This is a genomic window from Sulfitobacter sp. R86518 (assembly GCF_042466275.1).
In the GTDB taxonomy this organism is placed as follows: Bacteria; Pseudomonadota; Alphaproteobacteria; order Rhodobacterales; family Rhodobacteraceae; genus Sulfitobacter; species Sulfitobacter pontiacus.
In genome coordinates, this window is the sequence record NZ_JAXHCA010000005.1 from 1,634,932 (window position 1) to 1,660,063 (window position 25,132).

25 protein-coding genes and 1 tRNA gene are annotated in these 25,132 nt (G+C 59.7%); 11 read left to right on the top strand and 15 right to left on the bottom strand.

All coding sequences use genetic code 11. The annotated features are described in order from the left end of the window. Positions 1 to 19: 19 nt before the first annotated feature. Genes SJY36_RS08935 through purC form a run of 5 tightly spaced genes read right to left on the bottom strand, consistent with a single transcriptional unit; the run spans position 20 to position 4,867 of the window. On the bottom strand, positions 20 to 1,354 hold the full coding sequence (locus SJY36_RS08935) for a sigma-54 dependent transcriptional regulator (protein ID WP_009824697.1): 1,335 nt from the start codon (positions 1,352 to 1,354) through the stop codon (positions 20 to 22). Positions 1,355 to 1,358: 4 nt separating this feature from the next. After that, the gene (locus tag SJY36_RS08940; RefSeq protein WP_005853695.1) at positions 1,359 to 3,119 is read right to left on the bottom strand and encodes an ATP-binding protein; all 1,761 of its coding nucleotides are present in this window, start codon (positions 3,117 to 3,119) and stop codon (positions 1,359 to 1,361) included. Positions 3,120 to 3,155: 36 nt separating this feature from the next. Next, positions 3,156 to 3,824, bottom strand: a complete 669-nt coding sequence (purQ, locus tag SJY36_RS08945) for a phosphoribosylformylglycinamidine synthase subunit PurQ (RefSeq protein WP_386174406.1) — start codon at positions 3,822 to 3,824, stop codon at positions 3,156 to 3,158. After that, a complete protein-coding gene (purS, locus tag SJY36_RS08950) occupies positions 3,824 to 4,054 on the bottom strand; it encodes a phosphoribosylformylglycinamidine synthase subunit PurS (protein ID WP_009824700.1) in 231 nt (76 codons plus the stop codon). The genes purQ and purS overlap by 1 nt, the downstream gene beginning before the upstream one ends. A gap of 51 nt (positions 4,055 to 4,105) precedes the next feature. After that, on the bottom strand, positions 4,106 to 4,867 hold the full coding sequence (gene purC, locus SJY36_RS08955) for a phosphoribosylaminoimidazolesuccinocarboxamide synthase (RefSeq protein WP_005853701.1): 762 nt from the start codon (positions 4,865 to 4,867) through the stop codon (positions 4,106 to 4,108). 224 nt (positions 4,868 to 5,091) lie between these two features. Between purC and bmt the strand changes: the two genes are divergently transcribed. Then, a complete protein-coding gene (bmt, locus tag SJY36_RS08960; protein WP_005853702.1) occupies positions 5,092 to 6,105 on the top strand; it encodes a betaine--homocysteine S-methyltransferase in 1,014 nt (337 codons plus the stop codon). Here bmt and SJY36_RS08965 read toward each other — a convergent pair. Continuing rightward, on the bottom strand, positions 6,102 to 7,187 hold the full coding sequence (locus SJY36_RS08965) for a PA0069 family radical SAM protein (protein WP_386174411.1): 1,086 nt from the start codon (positions 7,185 to 7,187) through the stop codon (positions 6,102 to 6,104). The genes bmt and SJY36_RS08965 overlap by 4 nt on opposite strands. Positions 7,188 to 7,389: 202 nt before the next feature. On the opposite strand from SJY36_RS08965, the gene SJY36_RS08970 reads away from it, so the two are divergent. Next, positions 7,390 to 8,088 (top strand): cobalamin-binding protein, encoded by a 699-nt coding sequence (locus SJY36_RS08970; RefSeq protein ID WP_005853706.1) that lies wholly within the window; start codon positions 7,390 to 7,392, stop codon positions 8,086 to 8,088. A 50-nt stretch (positions 8,089 to 8,138) separates the two neighbouring features. Then, complete coding sequence (locus SJY36_RS08975) at positions 8,139 to 8,792, top strand: DUF1638 domain-containing protein (RefSeq protein WP_386174414.1); 654 nt, start codon at positions 8,139 to 8,141, stop codon at positions 8,790 to 8,792. 61 nt (positions 8,793 to 8,853) lie between these two features. Here the strand turns inward: SJY36_RS08975 and SJY36_RS08980 are convergent, their stop codons facing one another. Next, complete coding sequence (locus tag SJY36_RS08980; protein ID WP_386174417.1) at positions 8,854 to 9,264, bottom strand: SufE family protein; 411 nt, start codon at positions 9,262 to 9,264, stop codon at positions 8,854 to 8,856. Between the two features lie 120 nt (positions 9,265 to 9,384). Between SJY36_RS08980 and SJY36_RS08985 the strand changes: the two genes are divergently transcribed. Continuing rightward, entirely contained in the window at positions 9,385 to 9,906 is a 522-nt protein-coding gene (locus tag SJY36_RS08985; protein ID WP_168592033.1) for a hypothetical protein, read from the top strand. A 37-nt stretch (positions 9,907 to 9,943) separates the two neighbouring features. Here SJY36_RS08985 and rnd read toward each other — a convergent pair whose 3' ends face one another. The 3 genes from rnd to purM form a co-directional block, all read right to left on the bottom strand. Continuing rightward, positions 9,944 to 11,101, bottom strand: coding sequence for a ribonuclease D (rnd, locus tag SJY36_RS08990; protein WP_386174421.1), 1,158 nt, complete (start codon positions 11,099 to 11,101; stop codon positions 9,944 to 9,946). A 73-nt stretch (positions 11,102 to 11,174) separates the two neighbouring features. After that, a complete protein-coding gene (gene purN, locus SJY36_RS08995) occupies positions 11,175 to 11,771 on the bottom strand; it encodes a phosphoribosylglycinamide formyltransferase (protein ID WP_005853715.1) in 597 nt (198 codons plus the stop codon). After that, a complete protein-coding gene (gene purM, locus SJY36_RS09000; protein ID WP_386174424.1) occupies positions 11,768 to 12,814 on the bottom strand; it encodes a phosphoribosylformylglycinamidine cyclo-ligase in 1,047 nt (348 codons plus the stop codon). Before purM ends, purN begins: the two co-directional genes overlap by 4 nt. A 136-nt stretch (positions 12,815 to 12,950) precedes the next feature. On the opposite strand from purM, the gene SJY36_RS09005 reads away from it, so the two are divergent. Continuing rightward, positions 12,951 to 13,027: transfer RNA gene (locus SJY36_RS09005), tRNA-Ile, on the top strand. 107 nt (positions 13,028 to 13,134) lie between these two features. Here SJY36_RS09005 and SJY36_RS09010 read toward each other — a convergent pair. The 4 genes from SJY36_RS09010 to SJY36_RS09025 all read right to left on the bottom strand — a co-directional run bounded on the left by SJY36_RS09010 (position 13,135) and on the right by SJY36_RS09025 (position 18,815). Then, the gene (locus tag SJY36_RS09010; RefSeq protein ID WP_386174426.1) at positions 13,135 to 15,231 is read right to left on the bottom strand and encodes an ATP-binding protein; all 2,097 of its coding nucleotides are present in this window, start codon (positions 15,229 to 15,231) and stop codon (positions 13,135 to 13,137) included. A gap of 235 nt (positions 15,232 to 15,466) precedes the next feature. After that, on the bottom strand, positions 15,467 to 16,843 hold the full coding sequence (locus SJY36_RS09015) for an NAD-dependent succinate-semialdehyde dehydrogenase (RefSeq protein ID WP_386174429.1): 1,377 nt from the start codon (positions 16,841 to 16,843) through the stop codon (positions 15,467 to 15,469). Positions 16,844 to 16,954: 111 nt separating this feature from the next. Then, entirely contained in the window at positions 16,955 to 17,536 is a 582-nt protein-coding gene (locus SJY36_RS09020) for a DUF1190 domain-containing protein (protein ID WP_005853722.1), read from the bottom strand. A 43-nt stretch (positions 17,537 to 17,579) separates the two neighbouring features. Then, positions 17,580 to 18,815: a glutathionylspermidine synthase family protein gene (locus SJY36_RS09025; RefSeq protein WP_386174433.1), complete on the bottom strand. Its 1,236-nt coding sequence runs from the start codon at positions 18,813 to 18,815 to the stop codon at positions 17,580 to 17,582. Positions 18,816 to 19,045: 230 nt separating this feature from the next. Between SJY36_RS09025 and SJY36_RS09030 the strand changes: the two genes are divergently transcribed. The 6 genes from SJY36_RS09030 (at position 19,046) to queF (ending at position 22,863) form a co-directional block, all read left to right on the top strand. Continuing rightward, complete coding sequence (locus SJY36_RS09030) at positions 19,046 to 19,720, top strand: type 1 glutamine amidotransferase domain-containing protein (RefSeq protein ID WP_037944355.1); 675 nt, start codon at positions 19,046 to 19,048, stop codon at positions 19,718 to 19,720. A 71-nt stretch (positions 19,721 to 19,791) separates the two neighbouring features. Continuing rightward, a complete protein-coding gene (locus SJY36_RS09035) occupies positions 19,792 to 20,388 on the top strand; it encodes an SDR family oxidoreductase (protein WP_386174436.1) in 597 nt (198 codons plus the stop codon). A 233-nt stretch (positions 20,389 to 20,621) separates the two neighbouring features. Then, positions 20,622 to 21,323, top strand: a complete 702-nt coding sequence (gene queC, locus SJY36_RS09040; protein ID WP_260002684.1) for a 7-cyano-7-deazaguanine synthase QueC — start codon at positions 20,622 to 20,624, stop codon at positions 21,321 to 21,323. Beyond that, positions 21,323 to 21,676: a 6-carboxytetrahydropterin synthase QueD gene (gene queD / locus SJY36_RS09045; RefSeq protein WP_386174440.1), complete on the top strand. Its 354-nt coding sequence runs from the start codon at positions 21,323 to 21,325 to the stop codon at positions 21,674 to 21,676. The genes queC and queD overlap by 1 nt, the downstream gene beginning before the upstream one ends. Then, a complete protein-coding gene (gene queE, locus SJY36_RS09050; protein WP_386174443.1) occupies positions 21,673 to 22,383 on the top strand; it encodes a 7-carboxy-7-deazaguanine synthase QueE in 711 nt (236 codons plus the stop codon). The genes queD and queE overlap by 4 nt, the downstream gene beginning before the upstream one ends. A gap of 18 nt (positions 22,384 to 22,401) precedes the next feature. Beyond that, the gene (queF, locus tag SJY36_RS09055) at positions 22,402 to 22,863 is read left to right on the top strand and encodes a preQ(1) synthase (protein WP_005853736.1); all 462 of its coding nucleotides are present in this window, start codon (positions 22,402 to 22,404) and stop codon (positions 22,861 to 22,863) included. 605 nt (positions 22,864 to 23,468) lie between these two features. On the opposite strand, the gene SJY36_RS09060 is transcribed toward queF, so the two are convergent. Then, positions 23,469 to 25,094 carry a long-chain fatty acid--CoA ligase gene (locus tag SJY36_RS09060; RefSeq protein WP_037944362.1) on the bottom strand — a complete coding sequence of 542 codons (1,626 nt, stop codon included), beginning with the start codon at positions 25,092 to 25,094 and terminating at the stop codon, positions 23,469 to 23,471. Between the last annotated feature and the right edge of the window lie 38 nt (positions 25,095 to 25,132).

Genomic DNA, 25,132 nt, shown 5'->3' on the forward strand with positions numbered 1-25,132 from the left:
TGTCTGCAAAATGCGGCGCTCAGAGGTAATCCGAGCGCTGCAAACCGTATTTCGCCATCTTCTCGTTCAGCGTCCGGCGCGGCAGGCACAACTCCTCCATCACACTGGCGATAGACCCTTTGTGCCGGCGCATGGTATTGTCGATCAGCATACGCTCGAAGGCTTCTACATATTCTTTCAACGGCTTGCCGTCGGTGGTCATCACCGGCTGCATCTCTTCGTGGTCCGACATCAGCAGCGATGCGATAGAACCGGACCCGCGACGCGACTGCAACACGGCACGTTCAGCCACATTGATCAATTGGCGCACGTTCCCGGGCCAGGGCGCTTGCAACAGTTGCGCGGCCTCTTGCGCGGAAACCTGCGGAGTCTCGCAGCCATATTCATCCGCGAATTCTTCGGACAAACGTGTGAACAACGTCAGAATATCCTCGCCCCGTTGGCGCAGCGGCGGCACGGTGATGCGCAGGGCGGCCAGACGATAGAATAGGTCAGAACGCAGCGCATCTTCGGAGGTGCGCCCCGCTTCTTGCAGGTTCGAAATTGCAACGATCCGCGTTTCCGCAGGCGTGCCTTGGTCGTTGATCGCACTCAGAAGACGGGCTTGCAGCGTCTCGCTGAGCGATTCAACACCTTCCAGCACCAAGGTACCGCCGCGGGCCTCCTCGATCGCGGGAAGCTGGGCGTCTTCAGGCATCATCGGACCAAACAAACGCTTGCTCAATGCGTCTTCCTCTAGCGCGCCGCAGCTGACCAGCACGAACTTCTTGCCCGCGCGCGATCCCACAGCATGCAGCGCATGCGCCACCAATGTCTTGCCCGTACCGGTTTCACCATCGATCAGCACGTGACCGTCGGCTTGACCAAGATCCAGAATATCCTCGCGCAGCCGCTCCATCACAGGTGAGCCGCCGATGAGCTTTTTCATCAACTGGCTGCCGTCAGACAGCTCCCGACGCAAGGCGCGGTTGTCCATGACCAGACGGCGCGCGTTGGTGGCCTTCTTGGCCAGTTCGCTCATCCGGTCGGGGTTAAAGGGCTTTTCAAGGAAGTCGAACGCGCCGACGCGCATCGCCTCGACCGCCATGGGCACATCGCCGTGGCCCGTGATCATGATCACGGGCAGCGCGCTGTCAGTGCCCATCAGCTTTTTCAGGAACTGCATCCCGCCCATGCCGGGCATCTTGATGTCGGAGATCACGATACCGGGGTAATCCGGCCCCAGTGTTTTCAACGCGTCCTCGGCGCTGCCGAACGTCTCTGTGTCATAGCCCGAAAGCGCCAGCCACTGGCTGATCGACTGACGCATGTCTTGTTCATCATCAACGATCGCGATTTTCATTGCCTGAGCCATTGGTTTACTCTGCCGCCTGTGTCTTCTCTGTGCTGTCCATAATGGGCAGCTGCATTTCAAAAACCGCACCGCCATGTTGGCCGTTGCGGGCTGTCAGCCTGCCCCCCAGATCGGATACAATACCCGACGAGATCGCAAGCCCCAGCCCGACACCATCGCCGGGCTGCTTGGTCGTGTAAAACGGCTCGAACAGGCTATCGAGATCTTCGATCCCGGGGCCATTGTCGCGCACGGTAAGCGTCGCCGTCTCACCCGCTGATAGTATAATCTCTACCGTCGGGTTTCGTTCCGATTTGGTGGCATCCAATGCGTTGCGCAAGAGATTGACCAATACTTGTTCGATCCGCATGCGGTCCCCCATCACCTGAACAGGCTCTGCGGGCAGGATCCGGTTGATCTGCACCTGACGCTGACGTAGCTGCGGCTCCATCATTGACAAGGCAGAGGCAAGCGCCTCCCCCATATCAAAGGGCGAAAACTGCTGCTGGCCCTTGCGCGCATAGCTTTTCAGCTGCCGCGTAATGGCCCCCATGCGTTCGATCAGATCGTCAATGCGCCCGAATGACGCCAGCGCTTCCTCCAGCCGGTTGCGCTGCATCAACAGACGCGCGCCCGCCAGATAGGTTTTCATCGCGGCCAACGGCTGGTTCAGCTCGTGGCTGACGGCGGCGGACATTTCGCCCAAGGCAGCGAGCTTGCTGGATTGTTCCAACGTCTGCTCGGCCACGGCCAAAGTCTGCTGCACCCGTTTGCGTTCCGCCACCTCGCGCTGAAGGGCGGCGTTCAGCGCGCGCAGCTCGGCGGATTCACGCTGAAACAGCGCCGCGCGCCCCGCCGTCCGACGGCTGAGAGCATAAAACGTCAGCGCCAGAAGGATCGCAAAGCCCATCACCTCAAGCGCCAGCACCCCGTTCACCTTCTCGCGGACCGAGGCATAGGTGGTATAGCTCGTGATCCGCCAGCCCCGAAACGGTATCCGCGACGACAGACGCATCACCGCCTCGCCCTGCAGATAAGCATCCGCAGGCAATGCGGTCCAATCGGCGGTGGCCTTGATCGCGCGCTCGATGGCGCTTTGCGGGGTCTGGTTCGACAGAGCCTCGCTTTCCGTCAGACCGCGCCAGCGCGGTTCGGTCGCCATGATGATGTCACCCGTGCTGTCGGTGACGATCACCGCATCCGAGATCCCGGCCCAGGCCCGTTCAAACCGTTGCAGATCCACCTCGGCCGCGATCACCCCAAGGTTGGTGCCGCCTTCCTGAATACGACGCGAATAGAAGAACCGATAGCCGCCGGTATCGCGGGGTATAACGCTGAACACGGTCGAATTCGATCGCAGCGCGTCAACAAAATAAGCCTCTTGCCGGTGCGAAGCCCCCAACCGGTTGCGGTCGGTCGCTGCCACCGTGCGCCCATCGATATCATAAAGCATCAAGGACGCCGCGCCGATCTCCTCTACAAAAGAGATCAATCGCTGGGTCGACAGGGAATAATCAGATCGGGTCAGCGCCTCGATCAAGGCAGGATCGCGCGACAAAAGCTGTGGCACAATCGCGTTCTGGCGCAGCTCGGCCAGCAGGTTGCCGCTGTAGAGCGCGATCCGAAGCTCGGCCCGGTTACGTGTGCTTTCGGTAAAGCGATCCGTCAGCAGCTTGTTGGTGACCGAAATCGTGGCCACCGCAATGACCAAAAGCAAAGCAACCGCCAGCCGGACGCGCCAGCTGACAGATAAAGGGGCTTCACTAGAGGACGCAGACCGAAACATGGCGGCAATCTACGCGTCCTCACCGGTGCACTCAAGTCACGCTGTGACCAGAGACCACGCCAATGCGCGGAAGAGCGCCGCCCCGTCCGTGCCCCCATGCCCGGCATCCGCTGCGCGTTCGGGGTGTGGCATCATCCCCAGCACACGACGGTTCGACGAAAGGATTCCCGCGATGTCCGACTGCGACCCGTTGGGGTTATCGCCATAGGTAAAGGCAACACGATTCTCGCCATGCAGTTTGGCAATTGTATCGCCATCGGCAAAATAATTGCCATCGTGGTGTGCGATCGGGATGTCGATCATCGCACCGGCCTCGTAGCCCGATGTGTAATCGCTGTCCGTCGTGGCCACGCGCAGCGGCACGGTGCGACAGATGTATTTTAGCCCCGCATTGCGCAGCAGGGCACCGGGCAGCAAACCGGTTTCGGTCAGCACCTGAAAGCCGTTGCAGATCCCCATGACATAACCGCCACGTTCCGCATGGGCCGCCACTTCGCGACAGATCGGAGAGTTTGCCGCAATGGCACCGCAGCGCAGATAGTCGCCATAGGAAAAGCCGCCGGGTACACCCACAATATCGACGCCCTCGGGCAGGCTCGTGTCCTTGTGCCAGACCATCGACACTTTGGCACCGACCGCCTTGAACGCCACCGCCAGATCGCGGTCACAGTTAGAGCCGGGAAAAACGATGACCGCTGCGTGCATCAGCTCATCTCCACTGTGTAGGATTCGATCACCGTGTTCGCGAGCAGCTTTTCACACATCGCCTCGACGTCGGCCTTGGTTGCGCCGTCGTTCAGGTCCAGCTCGATCACCTTGCCCTGACGCACGCCATTGACGCCTTCAAAGCCCATGGCCCCAAGTGCGTGGCGCACGGCCTCGCCCTGCGGATCCAGAACACCGTTTTTCAACATCACATGCACCCGTGCTTTCATGACGCGTCCCCTATCTTCATTTTGCAAAATAAACTCATCTGCGACGCCAGCCTAGTTGATCAACGTCGGTTTCATCATCGGTGTCGACGTCTTGGGCATCACCCCCAAACGTCGGGCGACTTCGGTATAGGCATCCGTCAGCGACCCCAGATCGCGGCGGAACACATCCTTGTCCAGTTTCTGTCCGGTTTCGATATCCCACAGACGGCAGCTGTCGGGGCTAATCTCGTCGGCGACGATCAGACGCTGGAAATCGCCCTCGTAGATCCGGCCCACCTCAAGCTTGAAGTCCACCAGCCGGATGCCCACGGCCATCATCACGCCGGACATGAAATCATTGACCCGCAGCGACAGGCTCAGGATGTCTTCCATGTCCTGCTGACCGGCCCAGCCAAAGGCGGCGATATGTTCCTCGGTGACCAGCGGATCGCCAAGGTCATTGTTCTTGAAGTGATATTCCACAATCGGGCGCGGCAGTTGCATGCCCTCGTCAATGCCAAGCCGCGTGGACAGATCCCCCGCCGCATAGTTGCGCACAACGATCTCGAGCGGGATAATCTCTGCCTGACGGATCAGCTGTTCGCGCATGTTCAGACGTTTGATGAAATGCGTGGGCACGCCGATGTTGTTCAGACCGGTCATGAAGAATTCGGACAGGCGGTTGTTCAGCACGCCCTTGCCTTCAATCACCGCTTTTTTCTCGGCGTTAAAGGCGGTTGTGTCGTCTTTGAAGTGCTGGACAATGGTCCCCGGTTCCGGTCCTTCATACAGGATCTTCGCCGTACCTTCATAGATTTTCGTGCGACGGGCCATGCACATCCCTTCCAGACAACAGGCCGGTTGGAATACCCATCAGCCATTTCTAGCCTGTCACATAGTCCAAGCGCCCCTGCCACGCAAGCGCGCGCCCTGCCCTCATAGCGGTCATGCACGCAGAAACCATGGCGGCGGCTCATGACGATCATGAGAATAATGAAGTTGCGTCATCAGGGGCGTTGTGGGAAACGGCAAAATCACCCATTTAGCGGAGCGTTTTGATGTCCAACCCCCTCACCGATCTTCTGGCTGAAAAAGGCACGCTGCTGGCCGATGGTGCCACTGGCACGAACCTGTTCAATATGGGCCTGATGTCCGGTGACGCGCCAGAGATGTGGAACACGGAACAGCCGCAAAACATCATCAAGCTGTATCAGGGTGCCGTGCAGTCGGGCAGCGACATCTTCCTGACCAACTCCTTCGGCGCGAATGCCTCGCGCCTGAAACTACATAATGCCGAAAAACGCGCCCATGAGCTGAGCCGCGTGTCCGCCGAGCTCGCGCGCGAGGTCGCGGATAAGGCCGGTCGCAAGGTAATCGTAGCAGGCTCCGTCGGCCCCACGGGCGAGATCATGGAGCCGGTCGGCCCCCTCACCCACGCGCTGGCGGTCGAGATGTTCCACGAAACCGCAGACGGGCTGAAAGCCGGTGGTGCCGATGTGGGCTGGCTGGAGACGATCAGCGCCCCCGAGGAATACCGCGCCGCCGCCGAAGGCTTCAAGCTGGCAGGGCTCGACTGGGTCGGCACGATGAGCTTTGATACAGCAGGCCGCACAATGATGGGCATGACATCCGAGGCGATGGTCGACATGGTGCATGACCTCGATTATGGCCCGCTGGCCTATGGGGCCAACTGCGGCACCGGCGCGTCGGATGTGTTGCGCACGGTGTTGGGGTTCGCCTCCAAAGGCATGCCGACGCCGATTGTGTCCAAGGGCAACGCGGGCATCCCGAAATACGTCGAAGGCCACATCCATTATGACGGCACGCCCGAACTGATGGCCGATTACGCCGAGATGGCCCGCAACTGCGGCGCGTCGATCATCGGCGGCTGCTGTGGCACCATGCCGGAACATCTGGTGCATATGCGCGCCGCTCTCGACAGCCGGCCCAAGGGCGACGCCCCCACGCTGGAACAGATCGTCGAGGCACTTGGTCCGTTCTCTTCGGCCAGTGACGGCACCGATGGCGAAGGCCCCACCCGCGCACCACGCCGTGGCCGCCGCCGGGGTTAATCCCCGAACAGATCCAACTGCGCGCTCGCCCGTTTGGGCGGGCGGAACAGATCGCAGCGCATCGGCGGCAGGAGCGTATCCAGCCCCAACCGTTTGACCGCCAAGGTAAACCGCTGCGCAATCATCTCGGCATAGGGGCCTTCGCCGCGCATCCGTCGGTGCCAATTTGCGTCATATTCCTTCCCCCCGTGCATCTCGCGCAGCCGCGCCATGATGCGACCCGCGCGGTCAGGGTAATGCGCCGTCAACCATTCCTGCATCAAGGGCGATACCTCGCGCGGCAAGCGCAGCATGATCCAACTGGCCGCGACGGCCCCCGCATCGCGCCCCGCTTCCAAAATCGCCTCAAGCTCGGGATCGGTCAGCGCCGGCACCATGGGGGACGCCATCACCCGCACCGGAATGCCTGCCTCTGCCAATCGTTCGATCACCTGCAACCGGCGTTTCGGTGCAGGCACCCGCGGCTCCATCAACCGCGAAAGCGTCGCATCCAGCGTCGTCACCGACACGCCCACGCGGCACAGCCCGCGCGCCGCCATATCCGACAGAATATCAATATCCCGCTCGATCAGACCGCCCTTGGTCACAATGGCAACGGGATGGTTCGCGTCTGACAGCACCTCTAGCAGCGCGCGCATGATCCGATGCTCTTTCTCGATCGGCTGATAGGGATCGGTATTCGTGCCAATCGCAATGGGGGCGACCTGGTATTTCTTCGCCGCCAACTCTCGTTTCAACACCTCGGGTGCCTCGGGCCGTGCGATCAGCCGCGTCTCGAAATCCAGGCCCGGCGACAACCCCAGATAGGCATGGCTTGGCCGCGCGAAACAATAGACACAACCGTGTTCGCACCCGCGATACGGGTTGATCGACCGGTCAAACGGCAGGTCCGGCGACTGGTTGTAGCTGATCACGGAGCGCGGAATTTCAACGCTCACCTGCGTGCGCAAGACCGGCAAAGGGTCATCATCGCCCGCCCATCCATCGGCCACAGCGCTGACGGTCAGCGGCTCGAACCGGCCCGGGCGGTTGCTGGATGTGCCCCGTCCGGGCAGTCTGTATTTGCGCTGTGCCTGATCCATTCAAATCTTTTGGAACAAATTGGGAACATGGTCAAGTATATTGGCCCAAGCCATTGTTTTACAGCACGATTGAGCGTAATTTCCCAACAACCAAAGCGTCGCACGCGGTGCCGGGTTTGTCGCAAAAAGCACGAAGCTTTCGACGCGTATGTGACAAAAAGGCACAAGCCCGCGCGGGTGAGTTAACCGATGAGGAACGACTATGTCGGATGAAGACGAAATTATCCTTGCCGATCTGGACGACGAAGAACTTGTTCAGCAGATGTTTGATGATCTCTATGACGGTCTGCGCGAAGAGATCGAGGAAGGGGTCAATATCCTGATCGAACGCGATTGGGCACCCTATGATATTCTGACCAAGGCGCTTGTCGGCGGCATGACCATCGTCGGGGCCGACTTCCGCGACGGTATCCTCTTTGTCCCCGAAGTGCTTTTGGCTGCGAACGCGATGAAAGGCGGCATGGCGATCCTAAAGCCGCTGCTGGCCGAAACCGGCGCGCCGCGCGTGGGCAAGATGGTGATCGGCACGGTCAAGGGCGACATCCATGACATCGGCAAGAACCTTGTGTCGATGATGATGGAAGGCGCGGGCTTTGAGGTTGTCGATCTTGGCATCAACAATTCGGTCGAAGCCTATCTTGAAGCGATGGAAACCGAAGGGCCGGACATCCTTGGCATGTCCGCGCTGCTGACCACGACCATGCCCTATATGAAAGTTGTGATCGACACGATGGTCGAACAGGGCATCCGCGATGACTATATCGTGCTGGTCGGCGGGGCCCCGTTGAACGAAGAATTCGGCAAGGCCATCGGTGCCGATGCCTATTGCCGCGATGCCGCCGTCGCGGTGGAAACCGCCAAGGAATGGGTCGGGCGGAAACACAACGCCGCCAAGGCGTAAGCAGTTGATCTAGAACATAAAGGCCCTTCCCTACCGGAGGGGCCTTTTGCATGACGGAGCGTGAGATGAAGCCGCCCTCGGACCGTGATCTGACAGAAAAAGGCCTGCCGCTCGCCCCGCAGACGGGCCGCATTCTGCTGATCGCCTGCGGGGCGCTGGCGCGGGAAATTCTCGACCTGAAAGAGGCGAACGGCTGGTCGCATCTGGACCTGACCTGCCTGCCCGCCAAGCTGCATCTTTACCCAGAAAAAATCACCAACGAAGTCCGCGAAGCCGTTGAGAAGCACCGCGACAAATACAACGATATATTCGTTGTCTACGCCGACTGCGGCACCGGCGGATTGCTAGAGGTGGAGTGTAAGAAACTTGGCGTGCAGATGGTCGCAGGGCCGCATTGCTATAGCTTTTTTGAGGGCAACGACCGCTTTTCCCAGATCTCGGAGGACGAGATTACCACCTTCTATCTCACTGATTTTCTGGTCCGCCAGTTCGACGCTTTCATTATAAAGCCCATGGGGCTCGACCGGCACCCCGACCTGCGCGATATGTACTTCGGGAACTACGAAAAGCTTGTGTATCAGGCGCAAACAGATGATCCCGCGCTCACCGCCAAGGCGAAAACATGCGCCGATACGCTCGGCCTTGCCTTTGAACGGCGCTTTACCGGCTACGGCGATCTGGCGCGCACCCTCAAGGCGCTCTGATCTTCATTTTGCCAAATAAACTCAACTGGCACAGCCGTCGCCACCCCCCGCAGGCGCGCGTTCAACCCTGCTGTGCAGCCTCGCCGCGAATCCGTTCGATCATCGCGGTCAGCCCGTTCGACCGCTGCGCTGACAGATGTTCGTTCAACCCAAGGCGCCCCATCTCGGCACGGGCATCGACGGCGCTGACCTCGGCCGCGGGCACGCCATTATACAGTTTTTGAAGCACCGCAATCAGGCCTGAAACGATCATCGCATCGCTGGCCCCGTCGAAATGGAGCACGCCATCCTCGAACTGCGTATGCAACCAGACCTGACTGGCGCACCCATCTACTTTGGTTGCGGGCACGCGCAGCTCTTCGGTCAGCGGCTCCATCGCCTTGCCCAGATCGATCACATGGCGATAGCGGTCTTCCCAATCGTCCAGAAACTCGAAATCCTCGACCAGTTCTTCAAATGCCTCTGTCGCCACGGTGCGTCCCTCTTTTCGCTTGCCAAACAGGTAGGTTGCACGATGCCAAAGGTCCACCCCCTTCCCAACGGGTCTGGGATGGGTTAGTCAAATATTACCGAAATTTCTACGGCGGACCCCATGCGCAAGACCTTTTCAGCCATCCTGGTATCGACCCTTGTTTTGACAGGCTGCGCGACCGTGCGCGACAGCCGTGTGAACCCGTTCAACTGGTTCGGGACCGCGCGGTCTGAACCGATCACCCGTCAGGAAGCCTCGACCAACCCTTTGATCCCCCAGCGGACCGGATTGTTCTCCTCCTCGCGGAATAAAGAGGTGGTATATGCCGGTCGCCCCTTCGACCAGATCATTGATCTGACGATCGAAGAAGTACCGGGCGGTGCCGTCGTGCGCGCCACCGGTCGCGCGGATCGTCAGGGCATTTACGAGGTGCAGCTAACCCCCGCGAACGAAGACGAGCTGCCAGTGGACGGCGTTCTCACCTACCGTCTTGAAGGGGTAGAACCAAGCGAGGCGACCGCCATCGGCACGCCCCCCACCCGCGAGGTTACGGCCGGCCGCAAGCTGACCAACCAGACGCTGGCTGGGGTGACGACCATCCGCGTCGAAGGGCTTCGCAACGCGATGACATCGCGCCGCTAACCCCAACAAAAATCAATAAAAACCAAAGGGTTGAGCGTTAAAGCTCAACCACTTTCAGATCGGACCCGACCGCGGTCAAGGCGATCTCGCCGTTGCACAGTCGCAGCGCATCTTCCCCGAATACCTCGCGTCGCCACCCTTTCAGGGCGGCCACATCACGCAGCCCTGCGGCGATCCCGTCAAGATCCGCTGCGGGGGCGATCAGCTTGGCCGCAACGCCTGCGCTTTCGGACTTGGCCTTTAGCAAGACACGCAGCAGATCGGACAGCGCCGGATTGACCTGAAGCTTGTCGCGGCTGCGATCAGGCTGCGGCATTTCTCCGGGCGGGCAATTCACGCCAGCGGCCACCGCCTTGAGGATACCATCCGCGATCTCGCCCTTGCGGGCCTCGCGCAGAAGCAGACGGGCGCGGCCCAGTTCCTCGTGGTTTTTCGGTTTGTTGCTGGCCAGTTCTACCATCGCGTCATCCTTATAGACGCGGCTGCGCGGGATGTTGCGGGTCTGGGCGTATTCCTCGCGGAAGGCGGCCAGTTCGCGCACAAGCGCCAGAAACTTTGGCGAATTCGTGCGCGTCTTGACCCGACGCCATGCCTCGCGCGGCGGGGTGACATAGGTGTCAGGGCTGGTCAGGATCTCAAGCTCCTCCTGAACCCAGCGGGCGCGGCCCGTCTGTTCAAGCTTACGCGCAAGGAATTCGTAAATCTGGCGCAGGTGCGTGACATCGGCCAGCGCGTATTTCGCCTGCGCATCACTCAGTGGGCGGCGCGACCAGTCGGTAAAACGGGACGTCTTATCAAGAGGTTGATGGGCGATCTTGCGCACCAGAGTTTCATATCCCACCTGTTCGCCAAAGCCACAGACCATCGCTGCGACCTGTGTGTCGAACAAGGGTTCGGGAAAGACGCCCGCATCGACATAGAAAATCTCTAGATCCTGCCGCGCGGCGTGGAAGACTTTGACCACCGACGTATCACGGAACAGCGTGTACAGCGGGTCGAGCGACAGCCCCTCGCTCAGCGGGTCCACCAGAACGGCATTGCTATCGTCGGTTCCGGGCATCGCCAACTGGATCAGACAGAGCTTGGAATAATAGGTCCGTTCGCGCAGAAACTCGGTATCGACGGTCACGTAATCATGCTTGGCGGCCTCTGTGCAGTAGGCTTCAAGCTCGGCGGTGGTGGTGATTGTTTTCATAGCGCTACTTTGGACAGAGGAAGCCATTCAGGCAATGGAAAAGCGCATGGTTTCAGCGCAATAGGCCGCGCGGTCAGCTTTCCAGCATTAAAAGATCACGGTTGCCGCTGGCAAACCGCCGAAGCACCGCAGGATAAAGACGATGTTCCTGCACCAGAACCCGCGCTGCCAGATCCTCTGGCGTGTCGCCGGCCATGACGGGAATGGTCGCCTGCCCCAAAATCGGCCCGTCATCCAGCGCCGCTGTAACCTCGTGCACGGTGCAGCCATGCTGGGTATCGCCGGCCTCAAGCGCGCGGGCATGGGTGTGCAGCCCCTTATAGCGCGGCAGCAAAGACGGGTGGATATTGATCATCCGCCCCGCCCAAGCATCGGTAAAGCCACCGGTCAGTTTGCGCATGAAGCCGGCCAGACAGATGATGTCGGGCGCATGGGGCATCAGCCGCGCGGTCAGTTCGTTTTCAAAGGCAGCGCGATCCCCTGCAAAGGGCTTGTGATCCACGACTTCGGTCGGGATGCCGCGTTCTTTGGCCCAGGCAATCCCGCCCGCGTCCGCCACATTCGACACCACCACACAGGGCCGCGCGGGATGATCGCCGGTCATGTCTTCGACCAGCGCCCGCATGTTCGACCCGCCACCCGAAAGAAAAATCGCAACCCGTTTGGTCACAGCAGGCTGCCGGTATAGGCAACGCCCGTGGTCTCGGTGACATTACCCATCGGATAGACCGTTTCGCCCGCCTCGGTCAGCAGTTTGGTCAGCGCCTCGGCCGCATCCGCCTTGACCACAAGGATCATACCCACGCCGCAGTTAAAGGTCTTGAGCATCTCGGCTTCCGAGATCGCGCCAACATCGGCCATCCATTTGAACACGCCGGGCAGCTCCCAGCTGTCCAGATCAATCTGCGCGCCCAGATCATCGGGCAGAACGCGGGGCAGGTTTTCCGTCAGACCGCCGCCGGTGATATGGGCCAGCGCATGCACGCCCCCTGCCCGCACGGCCTGCAACGCGGGTTTCACATAAAGCCGCGTCGGCGTCAGCAGCACCTCGCCCAATGTTCCGTCTGCCCAGGGGCAATCCGCATCCCAGCCAAGACCAGAGATCTCGACCAGTTTACGCACCAAAGAATAGCCGTTCGAATGCACCCCGTCCGAGGCAAGCCCCAGCAGCACATCCCCCGCCGCCACATCACGGGGCAGGTCCGCACCGCGTTCCATCGCGCCCACAGAGAAGCCCGCAAGGTCAAAATCACCTTCGGAATACATACCAGGCATCTCTGCCGTCTCGCCCCCGATCAACGCGCAGCCAGAGCCTTCGCAGCCTTTGGCGATGCCTTCGATGATCCGCGCGGCCTGTTCGGTCTCAAGCTTGCCGGTGGCGAAATAATCGAGGAAAAACAGCGGCTCCGCCCCTTGGCAGACCAGATCGTTGACGCACATGGCGACCAGATCGACCCCGACGCCATCGACGTTGCCGGTATCAATCGCGATCCGCAGCTTGGTGCCCACACCGTCCGTCGCGGCGACGAGGATCGGGTCGGTATATCCCGCCCCCTTGAGGTCGAACAGCGCGCCGAAACCGCCAAGCCCCGACATCACGCCCGGACGCTTTGTCCGTTTGGCCGCCGGTTTGATACGTTCTACCAGCGCGTTGCCTGCATCAATATCCACACCAGCGTCTGCATAGGTGATCGAGTTCTTGGAGTTGGTCATGACGCATCCCGCTGCCTGTTCCCTTTGCGAAAGTGGGTTATAGCAGGTTGCGCAGGCGTGCAATGCACCTAAGCCACATCTGCGCGTTTCTATCCCTTGACGCGCCGCGCCCGCCCGCTTACCAAACCGCGCAGGCGGGCCTGTAGCTCAATTGGTTAGAGCAGAGCGCTCATAACGCTTTGGTTGCGGGTTCAAGTCCTGCCGGGCCTACCAAACTTTCAGTATTCAAACTGAAACCGCCGCATTCCATTTGAAAATACAGGGTTACTCCGGGGTTGCACGCTACGATCCGCGGGACAATCGCGCTGTTTCGCGTGGCCTCAGGCGGCAGCGTTTACCTCGAGGCTTTGCGCGGCGCGGATGGGGAGTGTCAGGATAAAGCAGCTGCCCTGCCCGACGACGCTGGACACGCTAAGGCTGCCGCCCTGCATTTCTGCCAGACTGCGCGAAATCGCGAGCCCCATGCCCGTACCGCCTGCCCGACGCGTGGCGGTGGAATCGACCTGATAGAAGACCTCGAAGATGCTTTGGAGTTCGGCTTCGGGGATGCCGGCACCGCTGTCATGCACTTCGAAGCTGACGACATCGCCCACGGGTTTCACCACCAGACGGACGAAACCGGTGTCGGTGAATTTGATCGCGTTGCCGATGAGGTTGAACAGGATCTGCCGCGCGCGCACTTTATCGGCAAAGACCATATCCGCCTCTTGTACCACATCAAAGGCCAGCCCCTTCTTGCTTGAAAGTGTGCGAAGCTGTTCGATTACCGGGTCGACAATATCCTGCACCGCACAAGGACTGGGTTCGATCACAAGGCTGCCGGATTCGATCTTGGCCACGTCGAGGATCTCGTTGATGAGGTGCAACAGATGCTCGCCGGATTGCACCAACCGGTTCATCAGGCCGGACAGCTGGTCGTACATCTCATCCAGCAGACGTTTTGCCTCTTCGTGGCTGATCTCTCCGTCCTCATAGCCCTTGAGCAGCGCCTTGGACGACGACAGCATGCGCGCGTTGCGGGAAAGCTGCGCCACGCCCATGATCACCGTCAGAGGCGTGCGCAGTTCGTGGCTGAGGACGCCCATGAAATCCGTCTTGGCCTTGCTGGCAGCTTCGGCGGCATCCTTGGCGTGGCTCAGCTCGGTCACATCCACGCGCAGGCCGACATAGCTGCCGTCTGCCAAAGGCCGGTCAGAGGCTTTGATCACGCGCCCGCCCGACAGATGTTGTTCTGTCTCGGAGGTTCTGTTTTCGCGATGGATGGCCAAGCGACGCTCGATCCATTCATCCTCATCATAGCGCCCAATTGGGAACTGCTTGCTTTTGACTCCGGTTCGCAGCAGCTCGGCAAAAGGTGTTCCGGGTTTGAGAACCTCGGGGGGAAGATCGTACATCTCTTTGTATTTCGAGTTGCTAAGAAGCAAACGATCCTGCGCGTCGAACATGACAAACCCGTCGTTCAGCGCTTCGATCCCGCTGCTTAGCAGGACTTCGGCACGTTTGCGCCGCTCTGACACCTGCAGCACATAAAGCAGCGTGCCCAAAAGCATCAGCCCGGCCGACGCGATGAGCGCGCGTTTTGACCATTGATCGGGCGCGTGTTTGGGCCACCCGCCCTTGGTGCGCGCTTCCAACATCCATTCCTCGAAGGAGAAATCGAATTCCAACGTAACAGTATCCGCCCCCAGCAGGCCCCGATCGCCGTAGGTGAACATCTGCGGCGCTACCCCCACCTGCGGAGAGGCCGCATGAATCAGGATGTCATAGCGTTCTTCGGCCTCACGTATGCCGGAATTGATCAGGAATTGATCATAGTCCAGCACGAGCGATACGATCCCCCACAGCTGGCGTTTGCTGCCGTCAACATCGCCTTCGGTGGCAAAGTCCGGATCGGGCCAATAGACCGGGGCGCGCAGGATCAGCCCCTTACCGCCTTGCACCAGATCGACGGGGCCGGTCATCAGCTCTTTGCCCAAGCTCAGCATCCGTTCAATGCCGGGAAACTGGTCTTCGTTTGTGCGGTAGTCTAGCCCAAGCGCGCCCATGTTCGGCGCGAGCGGGTGGATCAGGGTCACGACGAGGTCAGGCGCGGCAGCGATATTGATGACCGTCTCGTCGATTTCACGTATATTCTGAACCCGCTGGGTAAACTCTTCCTGTTTGGCAAAGGGGTTCTCGCCGATGAACGTCGCAAGCTCGCGCAGCGCGAGGGACCGTTCGTGAATGATTTCTTCAAACTGTTCGCGCACCTCAAGCAGGTCCAAGTATGTCTGGGCGCGGGCTTCGTATACGAAAGCTTCGGAGAGCAGACGGTCCAGACGGCCGGCGGCGTAGGTAATGATGACCGTCGCGACAAAAAACGCGATCAGTGACCAGATACCACCGATGTGGGTGCGCTTTGTTCTACTTAAGGGCAAGCACTGTTCCGCCTGAAGCGCAGCCTAGCTGCGGATTACATCAAGCATCCAAGTCTAAGAGATCGTTCTATGCGGCGGCAGGGCGAGGTTCCGCCGACATAATACTATTGGAGATGTGTGGCGCGCGCGCCTCATTTGTTAACTCTGCGTAAACCTTGACCTTCATGCCCAAATAAGTTGCGCGCGCCGGATAGGTATCCGACGCGCGCCCCACGTTTACCGTTGCCTCGCAGGCTTAGGGCAGGAAGATCGCCTTGGCATTGGCGAATTCCTTCATGCCGAATCCGCCATGCTCACGCCCATAGCCGGAATCTTTCACCCCGCCAAAGGGCATATTCGGATCGGCAGCCCCGAAAGAGTTGATGCGGATCATGCCTGTGTCGAAATGCTCTTTCGCGAGCTTCAACGCGCGGTCCTCATCCTTCGAGAATATCCCGCCGCCCAGACCGTAGCGGCTGTCATTCGCCAGACGCATCGCGTCTTCGTCATCCTTTGCACGGATGATCGACGCGACGGGTCCGAAGATTTCATCGTCAAACGCCGGCATACCGGGTTTAAGGTCGGACAGAACGGTTGCGGGATAATAGGCCCCCGTACGGTCAGGCACCTCGCCACCGCACAGCACCTTGGCCCCTTTATCAACGCTTTCTTTCACCTGATCGCGCACGGTCTCGAACTGGTCTTGGCTGGACAACGGCCCGAGCTGAACGTTTTCGTCGGTCGGATCGCCCATATTGATCTTTTTCATCTCGGTGACGAAGGCATCGACAAAGGCGTCATGCACCTTATCGGCGACAATAAAGCGTTTCGCCGATACACAGGTTTCCCCGTTGTTATAGAGCCGACCCATAACCGAGAATTTGACCGCTGTTTCGATATCAGCATCCTCAAGCACCAGATAGGCATCGTTGGACCCAAGCTCGAGCACGGTCTTTTTCAGCGACTTCGCGGCGACCGATCCGATGTGACGGCCTGCGCCATCGCTGCCCGTCATTGTCACGCCACGCACCTTGGGGTGTTCGATCAGCTTGTCGCTGATGTCATGGTCGATGAGGATCACTTGGAACAGGTCTTCTGGTAGCCCTGCCTCGATACAAAGTTCGCGCAGGCGCAGGCCCGATCCGGTGCAGATGCTCGCGTGTTTCAGAACACAACCGTTGCCGGTCATCAGGTTCGCCGCAAGCACACGGGTGGGCTGATACAGTGGGAAGTTCCATGGTTGGATAGAGTAGATCACGCCAATGGGCTGATAGCTCACGACCCCGCGCTTGCCGTCGGCACCGTGGGTGCGTTCTTCATCCGCCAGCACGTCGGGGCCGTTCTTGGCAGTATATTCAAAGATGGCCGCGCAAATCTCTACCTCGGTCTTGCCATCTTTCAGCAGCTTACCTGTCTCGCGCGTCATAAGAGCGGCCAGTTCATCCGCGTTCTCGCGCAGCTTGGCGGCGATCTTGGTCAGATAGGGCGCGCGTTTCTTGTGCGACAGTTTGCGCCATTCAAGATGCGCGTCATGACAGGATTCGACCCGCTGTATCGCCTCTGCCTCGCTCATCAGATCGTAGGATTGGATCTCTTCTTCGGTGGCGGGATTGATTGTCGTGATCTTGGACATGTCTGCTCCTTCTTCGCTTATTCGCGTCGAAGGGCAAACACATGGCCGTCGTATCAAGTTCCTGCGGTTGCGGCTGTAGCGGTCACGTCTGCGTGTGCGACACCCGCGCCCTTAGCCGCCGAAGCCCGTGCGCCCGCTGCCCACCTTCCCGAAACCGCCGCGGGATTTCGCCGTAGCGCGGGTCATCGGGGTTTTGCCCACGGTCGTCGCGGGGCGGGTGAATTGCGAGGTGCTGAGCTTGGCCGCCCCCTTGTTGCTGGAATAGGTGCTGGTGCGCGCCGCATTGGTGAACTTGCCATCCGCCGTCTTGTACATCGGCTGGCTTGCGGCCATACCCGACCGCCCGCCCAGCATGTTCCCGATCAGATAGCCCGCGAGCAACGGCATAAAGATACCGCCCGATCCGCCCTGTGTTTGCTGCGCCTCTGACCCGCAGGCCCCTTCGCCGTGTTGTTCTTCGCAGACATCCAGACTGTTGTAGCGCGGTGCGGACTCCACATGCAGCGTCTCTGCCTCGGCAAAGGCGGTTTCACAATCGGCGGCGGTGAATGTGCCCCCAAAGGACGCCTCGTTCTTGCAGCTTTGCACATCGGGAAAGGCAGCGGCATCAATCTTTTCGTCGCGGCAACCGGCCAGTGTAAAGGCGGTGGCCCCGATGATCGCGATGGCGACGCGTTTTGACCGTTTTGTCATGATGATCTGCTTTCTGCTGTGGTTCGGCGATTGGGCGACGATGCTAACCGGAATATGGCGCAATGTAATGGGGTTTGAAACGTGACAGGTCCTGCGTGATCCTTGACCGGTCCTCGCGCAGGCCGATGCCCGCACAGGTCTGCCCGATGATCCACGCGCCGACCACGGGGCGCATCCCGTCGAACTGCGGCAAGGGCGCATAGGCCTGAAGGATACGGTCGTGTTCGGCATACGCCGTGTTGCTGGCACTTTCGATGATCTGGCCGGATTTCACGATCTCGACCGAGGCCCCTTCGCGCGACAAGATCGGTTTGCGCACATAGGCCCGTGCAAGCCCTGCCCGCGCACGGTCAAAGGCATACGCAGCACGCCCCGTGACAGAGCCGCGCCCCGCCATCGCATCGCCCACATCCTGTTCAAAGAACGCAGGGAGCAGGTTCGGGTGATCCTCGAACATCTCCCACAACACGGGCAGCAGGCCCTTGTTGGACAGCAGTGCTTTCCATGCGGGTTCAAGGAACAGACAGCCAGAACCTTCGATGTGGTCCGCGTAATCGTCGCGCAGCAGGTCTTCCCACGGGTAGAGTTTGAACAAGACGGCGACGCGCCGGTCCTCATCATCCAGAAACTGCCCGTCATCGCTCAGCGCGATTTTATCAAGGTCGCAGTAATGCGCGCCCAACCCCGCCTCGCGCGCGGCCCAACCCATAGCCTCTACCGTGCCGTAATCTTCCGGATTACCCGCCACGGCGGTGAAATGCAGATCGCTATCGGGTTCAAACACATCGGCGAAACGGGCGACAAGCGCCTCGTGGATGCCGTTGAACTGATCCGCCCCCTCGGGCAGGTTGCCTGCCTCTAGCTGATCTTCCAACCACTGCCACTGGAAGGCCGCCAATTCATAAAGCGAGGTCGGCGTATCGGCATTATACTCCAGCAGTTTGGCAGGCCCCTGCCCGTCATATGCCAGATCGAAGCGGCCATAGATCTCGGGGTCGCCTTGCTTCCAGCTGTTCGCAATGAGGTCACGGTGCGCTTCGGGAATGGCAAGCTTGTCCAACAGCTCTTCGCTGGCAAGGATGTGGTCCACCGCCTCGCGGCACATACCATGCAGCGCGGTCGCGGGGTCTTCGATGTCATTTTCGATCTGGTCAAGCGAGAACGCGTAGACAGAGGTTTCGTCCCAATAGGGTTCCCCGTGCATGTCCGCGAAGGAAAAACCGACCTCTTTGGCGTGGTCGCGCCAATGGGGCCGTTCGGCTAGTTCTACTCTATGCATCCGGCCCGACCTTTCCCGCGAAAAACTACCGCGGGTTTAATCGCTTTGCCCCTGTGGTGCCAGAGCATATCCTCCATTGCCGTACCCGCACCCGCATCATTCACAAAAACGTCAGACATATCGCGGAACAACGGGCGCGCCCATTCGTTGAACGGTCTACGCGGTCGTTATTGCGGCGTACCCAGTGACGCCCTGACCGGTATAAGAAATGAATTGAAAGGCCCAAAAACATGAAAATTCTCATGGTACTCACCTCCCACGACAAGCTGGGCGACACTGGTAACAAAACCGGTTTCTGGCTCGAAGAGTTCGCGGCCCCCTATTACGTGTTCAAGGACGCTGGTGCAGAGATCACTTTGGCATCGCCCAAAGGCGGACAGCCGCCGCTTGATCCGTCCAGCGATGCAGATGATGCGCAGACCGACGCGACCAAACGGTTCAAGGGCGACGACGCCGCACAGAAAGAGCTGGCCAATACCGAGGTGCTGTCGAGCGTTTCGGCTGACGGTTTCGACGCGATCTTCTACCCCGGCGGCCACGGCCCGCTGTGGGATCTGGCTGAGGACAAGGCTAGCATCAACCTTATCGAAAGCTTTGCCGCCAGCGACCGCCCCGTCGGGGCCGTCTGCCACGCGCCAGCAGTGTTCAAGCACACCAAAGGCACCGACGACAAACCGCTGGTATCGGGCAAAACCGTCACCGGTTTCACCAATACCGAGGAAGAGGCCGTGGGCCTGACCGATGTGGTCCCCTTTCTGGTCGAAGACATGCTCAAGACCAACGGTGGGACCTACAAAAAGGGTGACGATTGGGCATCCTTCGTGGTGACCGATGGCAAGCTTGTCACCGGCCAGAACCCCGCGTCTTCGGAAGAAGCCGCCCATAAGCTATTGTCGCTGCTGTAAAGTGCCGCCCGCTGCGCGAAGGCCGCGCGGCGGGCAGTTTTTCCGCGACACGTATAACAAGGATTACAACCATGAATATTCTCGTCGCCGGCGCGACCGGCAAAACCGGTATCCGCGTCACTGAACAACTCCGCGAACAGGGTCACACGCCGATCGCCCTTGTCCGCAATTCCTCTGACACCAGTGCGCTTGCCTCTGACGTGGTGCTGCGCAAGGGAGACCTGACCAATCTGTCCGCTGACGCCTGCGAAGGCTGCGATGCGGTGATCTTTGCCGCGGGCTCCGGCGGGTCCACAGGGCCAGAGATGACCGACAAGGTCGACCGCGATGGTGCCAAAGATCTGGTTGATATCGCCGCCAAGGCCGGCATTTCGCGCTTTGTGATGCTCAGCAGTGTCGGCGCAGACAACCCCGACCCAGACAGCGAGCTTGCGCATTATCTGCAAGCCAAACACGACGCCGACGTGCATTTGCAAAACTCCGGCCTCGAATACGCCATCCTGCGCCCCGTCGCACTGACGGATGATGCGGGCAATCGGAATATGATCTTTGGCGACAGTGTTGACGTCAAAGCCAAGGCCGCCCGTGGCGATGTTGCCGCCGCTTTGGTCGACGCCGTCACCGACCCCGAATGGAAGAACCAGGCTTTGCTGATGCAATCCGCCTGATCACGGGTTTGCGCCTGATCTGACTGCGCGCGGGCACCTCCCACCCGTTCGCGGGAAGAATGCGCTGTGCCGCCAGACCCCATCGGTCTGGCGGTTTTTCTATGTGTGACGCTGCGAAAGCGACATTTCGCGCCAAATCCGCCGCATTGGCCCCCTTGGCATCCCTGATCGTCTCGTCTATCAGGCGCCTCCCCGGTCGCAGCCTACCCGGGTATCAAAACAAGGGTTAAGAAATGAAAACGATTGTCATCTGCTCCGGCGGATTGGATTCTGTGTCGCTCGCTCATATGGTGGCGGCAAATCGCAAGCTGACGGGGCTGGTGTCGTTCGACTACGGTCAGCGTCACCGCAAGGAACTAGACTACGCCGCGCTCTGCGCCAAACGTCTGGATGTGCCCCATGACATCATCGATATGCGCGGGATCGGTGCGGCGCTGACCGGGTCAGCGCTGACTGATGATGTGGATGTACCCGACGGGCATTACGCCGAAGAAACGATGCGGGTCACCGTTGTCCCCAACCGGAATGCGATCATGCTGACGGTCGCCTATGGCATTGCCGCCGCACGGGGGGATCAGGCGGTCGCAACCGCGGTGCATGGGGGTGATCACTTCATCTACCCCGACTGCCGCCCCGATTTCACCCAAGCGTTTGAGTTCATGCAATATATGGCGCTGGACGGCTATGCCGATGTATCGCTTTACACACCTTTCGTGCACCGCTCAAAAGCGGATATCGTGACCGAAGGCCAGCGCCATAACACCCCCTTTGCCGAAACGTGGTCTTGCTACAAAGGCGGCGCGCATCACTGCGGGCGCTGTGGCACCTGCGTGGAACGGCGCGAGGCTTTCGATCTGGCGGGGGTTGCCGACCCGACCCAATATGACGATCCCGATTTCTGGGCCGAAGCGGTCAAGCGTAAGATCCTCGCCTGATGTATACAATTACGAAAGAGTTCCATTTCTCCGCCTCACATCAGCTGTCGCATCTGCCCGATGGCCACCAATGCGCCCGCCTGCACGGGCATAACTATGTCGTGGTGGTGGAGCTTCGGGCCAAAGAGCTGAACGCCGACGGTTTCGTTCGCGACTACGGAGAGCTGAAGCCTCTCAAGACCTATATAGACGAGACTTTCGATCATCGTCACCTCAACGACGTGCTGGATTTTGTCTCCACCGGCGAGAATTTGGCGCGTCATCTCTATGAATGGTGCGCGCAGCACTGGCCCGAAACCACCGCTGTCAAGGTCAGCGAGACGCCAAAGACCTGGGCAGAGTACCGGCCATGAGCCAGCTGCGCATCGCCGAAGTATTTGGCCCCACGATACAGGGCGAAGGCGCGCTGATCGGGGAACCCACCGTCTTTGTGCGCACGGGCGGCTGTGACTATCGTTGCGCGTGGTGTGACAGCATGCATGCGGTCGACCCCGCATTCCGCCATGACTGGGCCAGCATGTCGACCGACGCGGTCTGGCAAGAGGTGCAGCGCCTGTCGGATAACACGCCGCTGACCGTATCCCTGTCAGGCGGCAACCCCGCCATTCAGGACTTCGCGCCCTTGATCCAATTGGGTCATGCTGCCGGCTACCGTTTTGCCTGCGAAACGCAAGGCTCCATCGCGAAACCGTGGTTCGGTCAGCTGGATTGTCTTGTGCTTAGCCCGAAACCACCATCCAGCGGCGAGACGGTGGATTGGGCCGCTTTCGACCGTTGCGTTGCAGCTGGCGAAACGGCGGCCCAGACGGTGATGAAGATCGTGATATTCGACGACGCGGATTACGATTGGGCCCGCGTCGCCGCCACCCGCTACCCCCAACTGCCGCTTTATCTGCAACCGGGCAACGACGAGGTCGACCCCAGCGTCGCTGTCGATCCGCAGGTGCTGGCGGATAAGCTATTGTGGCTGGTGGACAAAACCATGGCAGATCGCTGGTTCACGCCGCGCCTGCTTCCGCAACTTCACGTATTGCTATGGGGCAACAAACGCGGGGTCTGACCCGCCACCGGAGGATTTATGGAAACGATTTACAGCGATTTGCAGCAGCTTGGCGGCAAGACAGAGCTTCCCGCCTCGCCCGAAGAAGCGATGCTCGAGAAAGTCGCGAACCCTCAGGCCGATGTCGATTATTGCGTGCGCTTCACCGCGCCCGAGTTCACCTCGCTTTGCCCGATGACTGGCCAGCCCGACTTTGCGCATCTGGTGATTGACTATGTACCGGATCAGTATCTGGTCGAATCCAAATCGCTCAAGCTTTACCTGGGCGCATTTCGCAACCACGGTGCCTTTCACGAGGATTGCACCGTCTCGATCGGCCGCCGTCTGGTAGAGCTGTTGTCGCCCCGCTGGCTGCGCATCGGCGGTTACTGGTACCCGCGCGGGGGCATCCCTATCGACGTGTTCTGGCAAACGGGCGAGACCCCCAAAAGCGTCTGGATTCCCGATCAAGGCGTGCCGCCCTATCGCGGGCGCGGGTGAAGCGAGAGAAGCCCTCACACTACCCAAGGTAGATCACAGCCGCGCAACGATTGCCTCGCTGCGCGGGTTTTTTGTGCTCGGGTTTCTCGGCATATTCTTATGCCAAACCTGCCGATTACCTTTAGATATGAGCGCAAAGCCCGGCGATCAGTCAGCCCCGTCTCGCAGGACCAAGAACAACTAAAACGTGTTACCGCACGTAAGCTGTTAGCCTTAAAGGTTATTTATCGCTAGACATTGCACTTTTTAATTGCGTTAATATTTCGATAGCGAGTGATTTCAGTACGAGTATCGATTTTTACACTTCGCCAAGTTTTTTGGCAGACATTTCAGGTGACACATGTTTTCGAAGCTCGTCCGGGCGCTTTCGCGCGTGCCGTGCAAATTTGGTATTCATCGCTGGCGTGACAGTACAACCATGCCGCAAAAAGTCTGTACGAGGTGCCACTGTCGGCGACAGACCTACGTTTAAGGTCAATGTCTCCGCTTCATAATGCGCCCTTCTGAAGACCACATATAACGCTCCTGCCCCGCATATATTCTATACTGTGGGACAGTAGAAAGCTCAGTCACCGGGGCAGCAGCCTGCCCCGGTGAAGCATTCATTAGCCGTTGATCAGCACTTCGCCGAAGCTTTCGCGCAGATCGCGTTTCAACACCTTGCCGGTCGCGTTGCGCGGCAATGCGTCGGTAAAGACGACGCGATCAGGGATCTGCCATTTGGCGATCTTATCTTCGAAGATCGACAGAATCTCTGCCTCGCTCGGGTCCTGGCCTTCGGCTTTCACCGCAATCAGGATCGGACGTTCGTCCCATTTCTCGTGACGGGCACCGATGACGGCCGCATCCGCGATTTGCGGGTGACCGATCGCGATGTTTTCAAGCTCGACCGAGCTGATCCATTCGCCGCCCGACTTGATGATGTCTTTTGACCGATCGCGGATCGTGACATAGCCGTCGGGGTCCATTGTCGCCACATCGCCCGTGTCGAACCAACCGTCCTTGTTCAGCGTCTCGCTGCGGGTCTTGCGGAAATAGCTGTCGAGAATCCAGTAGCCTTTGGTGACCAGATCGCCCTGCGTCACGCCGTCATGCGCCACGGGATTGCCGTCGTCATCAAGGATTTCAAGATCCACACCAAAGACGGGACGACCCTGATTTTCGCGCAGCTTGTTTTGCGCGTCGGCAGGAAGCTTGGTGTGTTTGGCCAGCAATTGGTTGATGCTGCCAACGGGCGACATCTCTGTCATGCCCCAGGCGTGGATCGTCTCTACCCCGTATTTCTCGCGGAAGGCGGTCATCATCGACGGCGGGCAGGCAGAGCCGCCAACGACCGTACGCTGCAGGCTTTCCAGCTTGCTGCCGATCTTATCCGCCTCGTTCAGCAGCCCCAGCCAGATGGTTGGAACGCCAAGCGCCAGCGACACATGGTTGGTGTCGATCAGTTTCACCAGCGATGGGCCATCCAGACCGGGACCGGGCATGACCATCGCCGCGCCAACCATAGCGCAGGCATAGGGCGCGCCCCAGGCGTTGACGTGGAACATCGGGACGACGGGCAGCACCACATCCTTGGCCGTGATCGCAATGCTGTCGGCCAGGTTGATCCCAAAGCTGTGCAACACGGTCGAACGGTGTGAATAAAGAACGCCCTTGGGGTTACCCGTGGTGCCCGAAGTGTAGCACAGGCTGGAGGCGGTGTTCTCGTCCAGATCTGGCCAGATGAACTCTGGGTCGCCACTGGCGATCAGGTCGTCATAGAACTTGATTCCGGGCAGTTGCGCGGCGGCTTCTTCATCGGTGCCTTCCATCAGCACGACATGCTCAAGGTGTTCAAGCTTGTCCTGAATGCCCGCAATCAGCGGCACAAACGTCTTGTCGATGAACAGCACCTTATCTTCGGCGTGGTTCAGGATATAGACAAGCTGTTCGGGGAAGAGACGCGGGTTGATGGTGTGGCAGACGAAGCCGCCGCCCGATGCACCAAAGTAGATTTCAAGGTGACGGCGGTTGTTCCAGGCGATGGTGCCGCAGCGCGCCTGCGGGTCCAGCCCCAGATTTGTCAGCGCAGAAGCCAGCGCACGGGCGTTGCGCGCAACTTGACCCCAAGAGGTCTGCTCCAACCCGCCGGTGGTCTTGACAGAGACAATCTCTGTCTCGCCGTGAAAGCGTTGTGCGTGTTCGATCAAGCTCGAAATCAGCAGCGGTTTATTCATCATTTGGCCAAGCATGGCGCATCCTCCCAATTACTCGTTGGGTGCAAAATGGA

Excerpts from the sequence above, each read along its gene's own strand:
- SJY36_RS08935 (WP_009824697.1), bottom strand. The coding sequence starts at position 1,354 with ATGGCTCAGGCAATGAAAATCGCGATCGTTGATGATGAACAAGACATG.
- queD (WP_386174440.1), top strand. The coding sequence starts at position 21,323 with ATGTATACAATTACGAAAGAGTTCCATTTCTCCGCCTCACATCAGCTG.
- SJY36_RS09020 (WP_005853722.1), bottom strand. The coding sequence starts at position 17,536 with ATGACAAAACGGTCAAAACGCGTCGCCATCGCGATCATCGGGGCCACC.
- SJY36_RS09030 (WP_037944355.1), top strand. The coding sequence starts at position 19,046 with ATGAAAATTCTCATGGTACTCACCTCCCACGACAAGCTGGGCGACACT.
- SJY36_RS08965 (WP_386174411.1), bottom strand. The coding sequence starts at position 7,187 with ATGGATCAGGCACAGCGCAAATACAGACTGCCCGGACGGGGCACATCC.
- purQ (WP_386174406.1), bottom strand. The coding sequence starts at position 3,824 with ATGCACGCAGCGGTCATCGTTTTTCCCGGCTCTAACTGTGACCGCGAT.
- queE (WP_386174443.1), top strand. The coding sequence starts at position 21,673 with ATGAGCCAGCTGCGCATCGCCGAAGTATTTGGCCCCACGATACAGGGC.
- purM (WP_386174424.1), bottom strand. The coding sequence starts at position 12,814 with ATGACCAACTCCAAGAACTCGATCACCTATGCAGACGCTGGTGTGGAT.
- purC (WP_005853701.1), bottom strand. The coding sequence starts at position 4,867 with ATGGCCCGTCGCACGAAAATCTATGAAGGTACGGCGAAGATCCTGTAT.
- SJY36_RS08970 (WP_005853706.1), top strand. The coding sequence starts at position 7,390 with ATGTCGGATGAAGACGAAATTATCCTTGCCGATCTGGACGACGAAGAA.
- SJY36_RS08985 (WP_168592033.1), top strand. The coding sequence starts at position 9,385 with ATGCGCAAGACCTTTTCAGCCATCCTGGTATCGACCCTTGTTTTGACA.
- SJY36_RS09035 (WP_386174436.1), top strand. The coding sequence starts at position 19,792 with ATGAATATTCTCGTCGCCGGCGCGACCGGCAAAACCGGTATCCGCGTC.
- bmt (WP_005853702.1), top strand. The coding sequence starts at position 5,092 with ATGTCCAACCCCCTCACCGATCTTCTGGCTGAAAAAGGCACGCTGCTG.
- SJY36_RS09015 (WP_386174429.1), bottom strand. The coding sequence starts at position 16,843 with ATGTCCAAGATCACGACAATCAATCCCGCCACCGAAGAAGAGATCCAA.
- rnd (WP_386174421.1), bottom strand. The coding sequence starts at position 11,101 with ATGAAAACAATCACCACCACCGCCGAGCTTGAAGCCTACTGCACAGAG.
- queF (WP_005853736.1), top strand. The coding sequence starts at position 22,402 with ATGGAAACGATTTACAGCGATTTGCAGCAGCTTGGCGGCAAGACAGAG.
- SJY36_RS09025 (WP_386174433.1), bottom strand. The coding sequence starts at position 18,815 with ATGCATAGAGTAGAACTAGCCGAACGGCCCCATTGGCGCGACCACGCC.
- SJY36_RS08940 (WP_005853695.1), bottom strand. The coding sequence starts at position 3,119 with ATGTTTCGGTCTGCGTCCTCTAGTGAAGCCCCTTTATCTGTCAGCTGG.
- SJY36_RS08975 (WP_386174414.1), top strand. The coding sequence starts at position 8,139 with ATGACGGAGCGTGAGATGAAGCCGCCCTCGGACCGTGATCTGACAGAA.
- purS (WP_009824700.1), bottom strand. The coding sequence starts at position 4,054 with ATGAAAGCACGGGTGCATGTGATGTTGAAAAACGGTGTTCTGGATCCG.
- SJY36_RS09060 (WP_037944362.1), bottom strand. The coding sequence starts at position 25,094 with ATGCTTGGCCAAATGATGAATAAACCGCTGCTGATTTCGAGCTTGATC.
- queC (WP_260002684.1), top strand. The coding sequence starts at position 20,622 with ATGAAAACGATTGTCATCTGCTCCGGCGGATTGGATTCTGTGTCGCTC.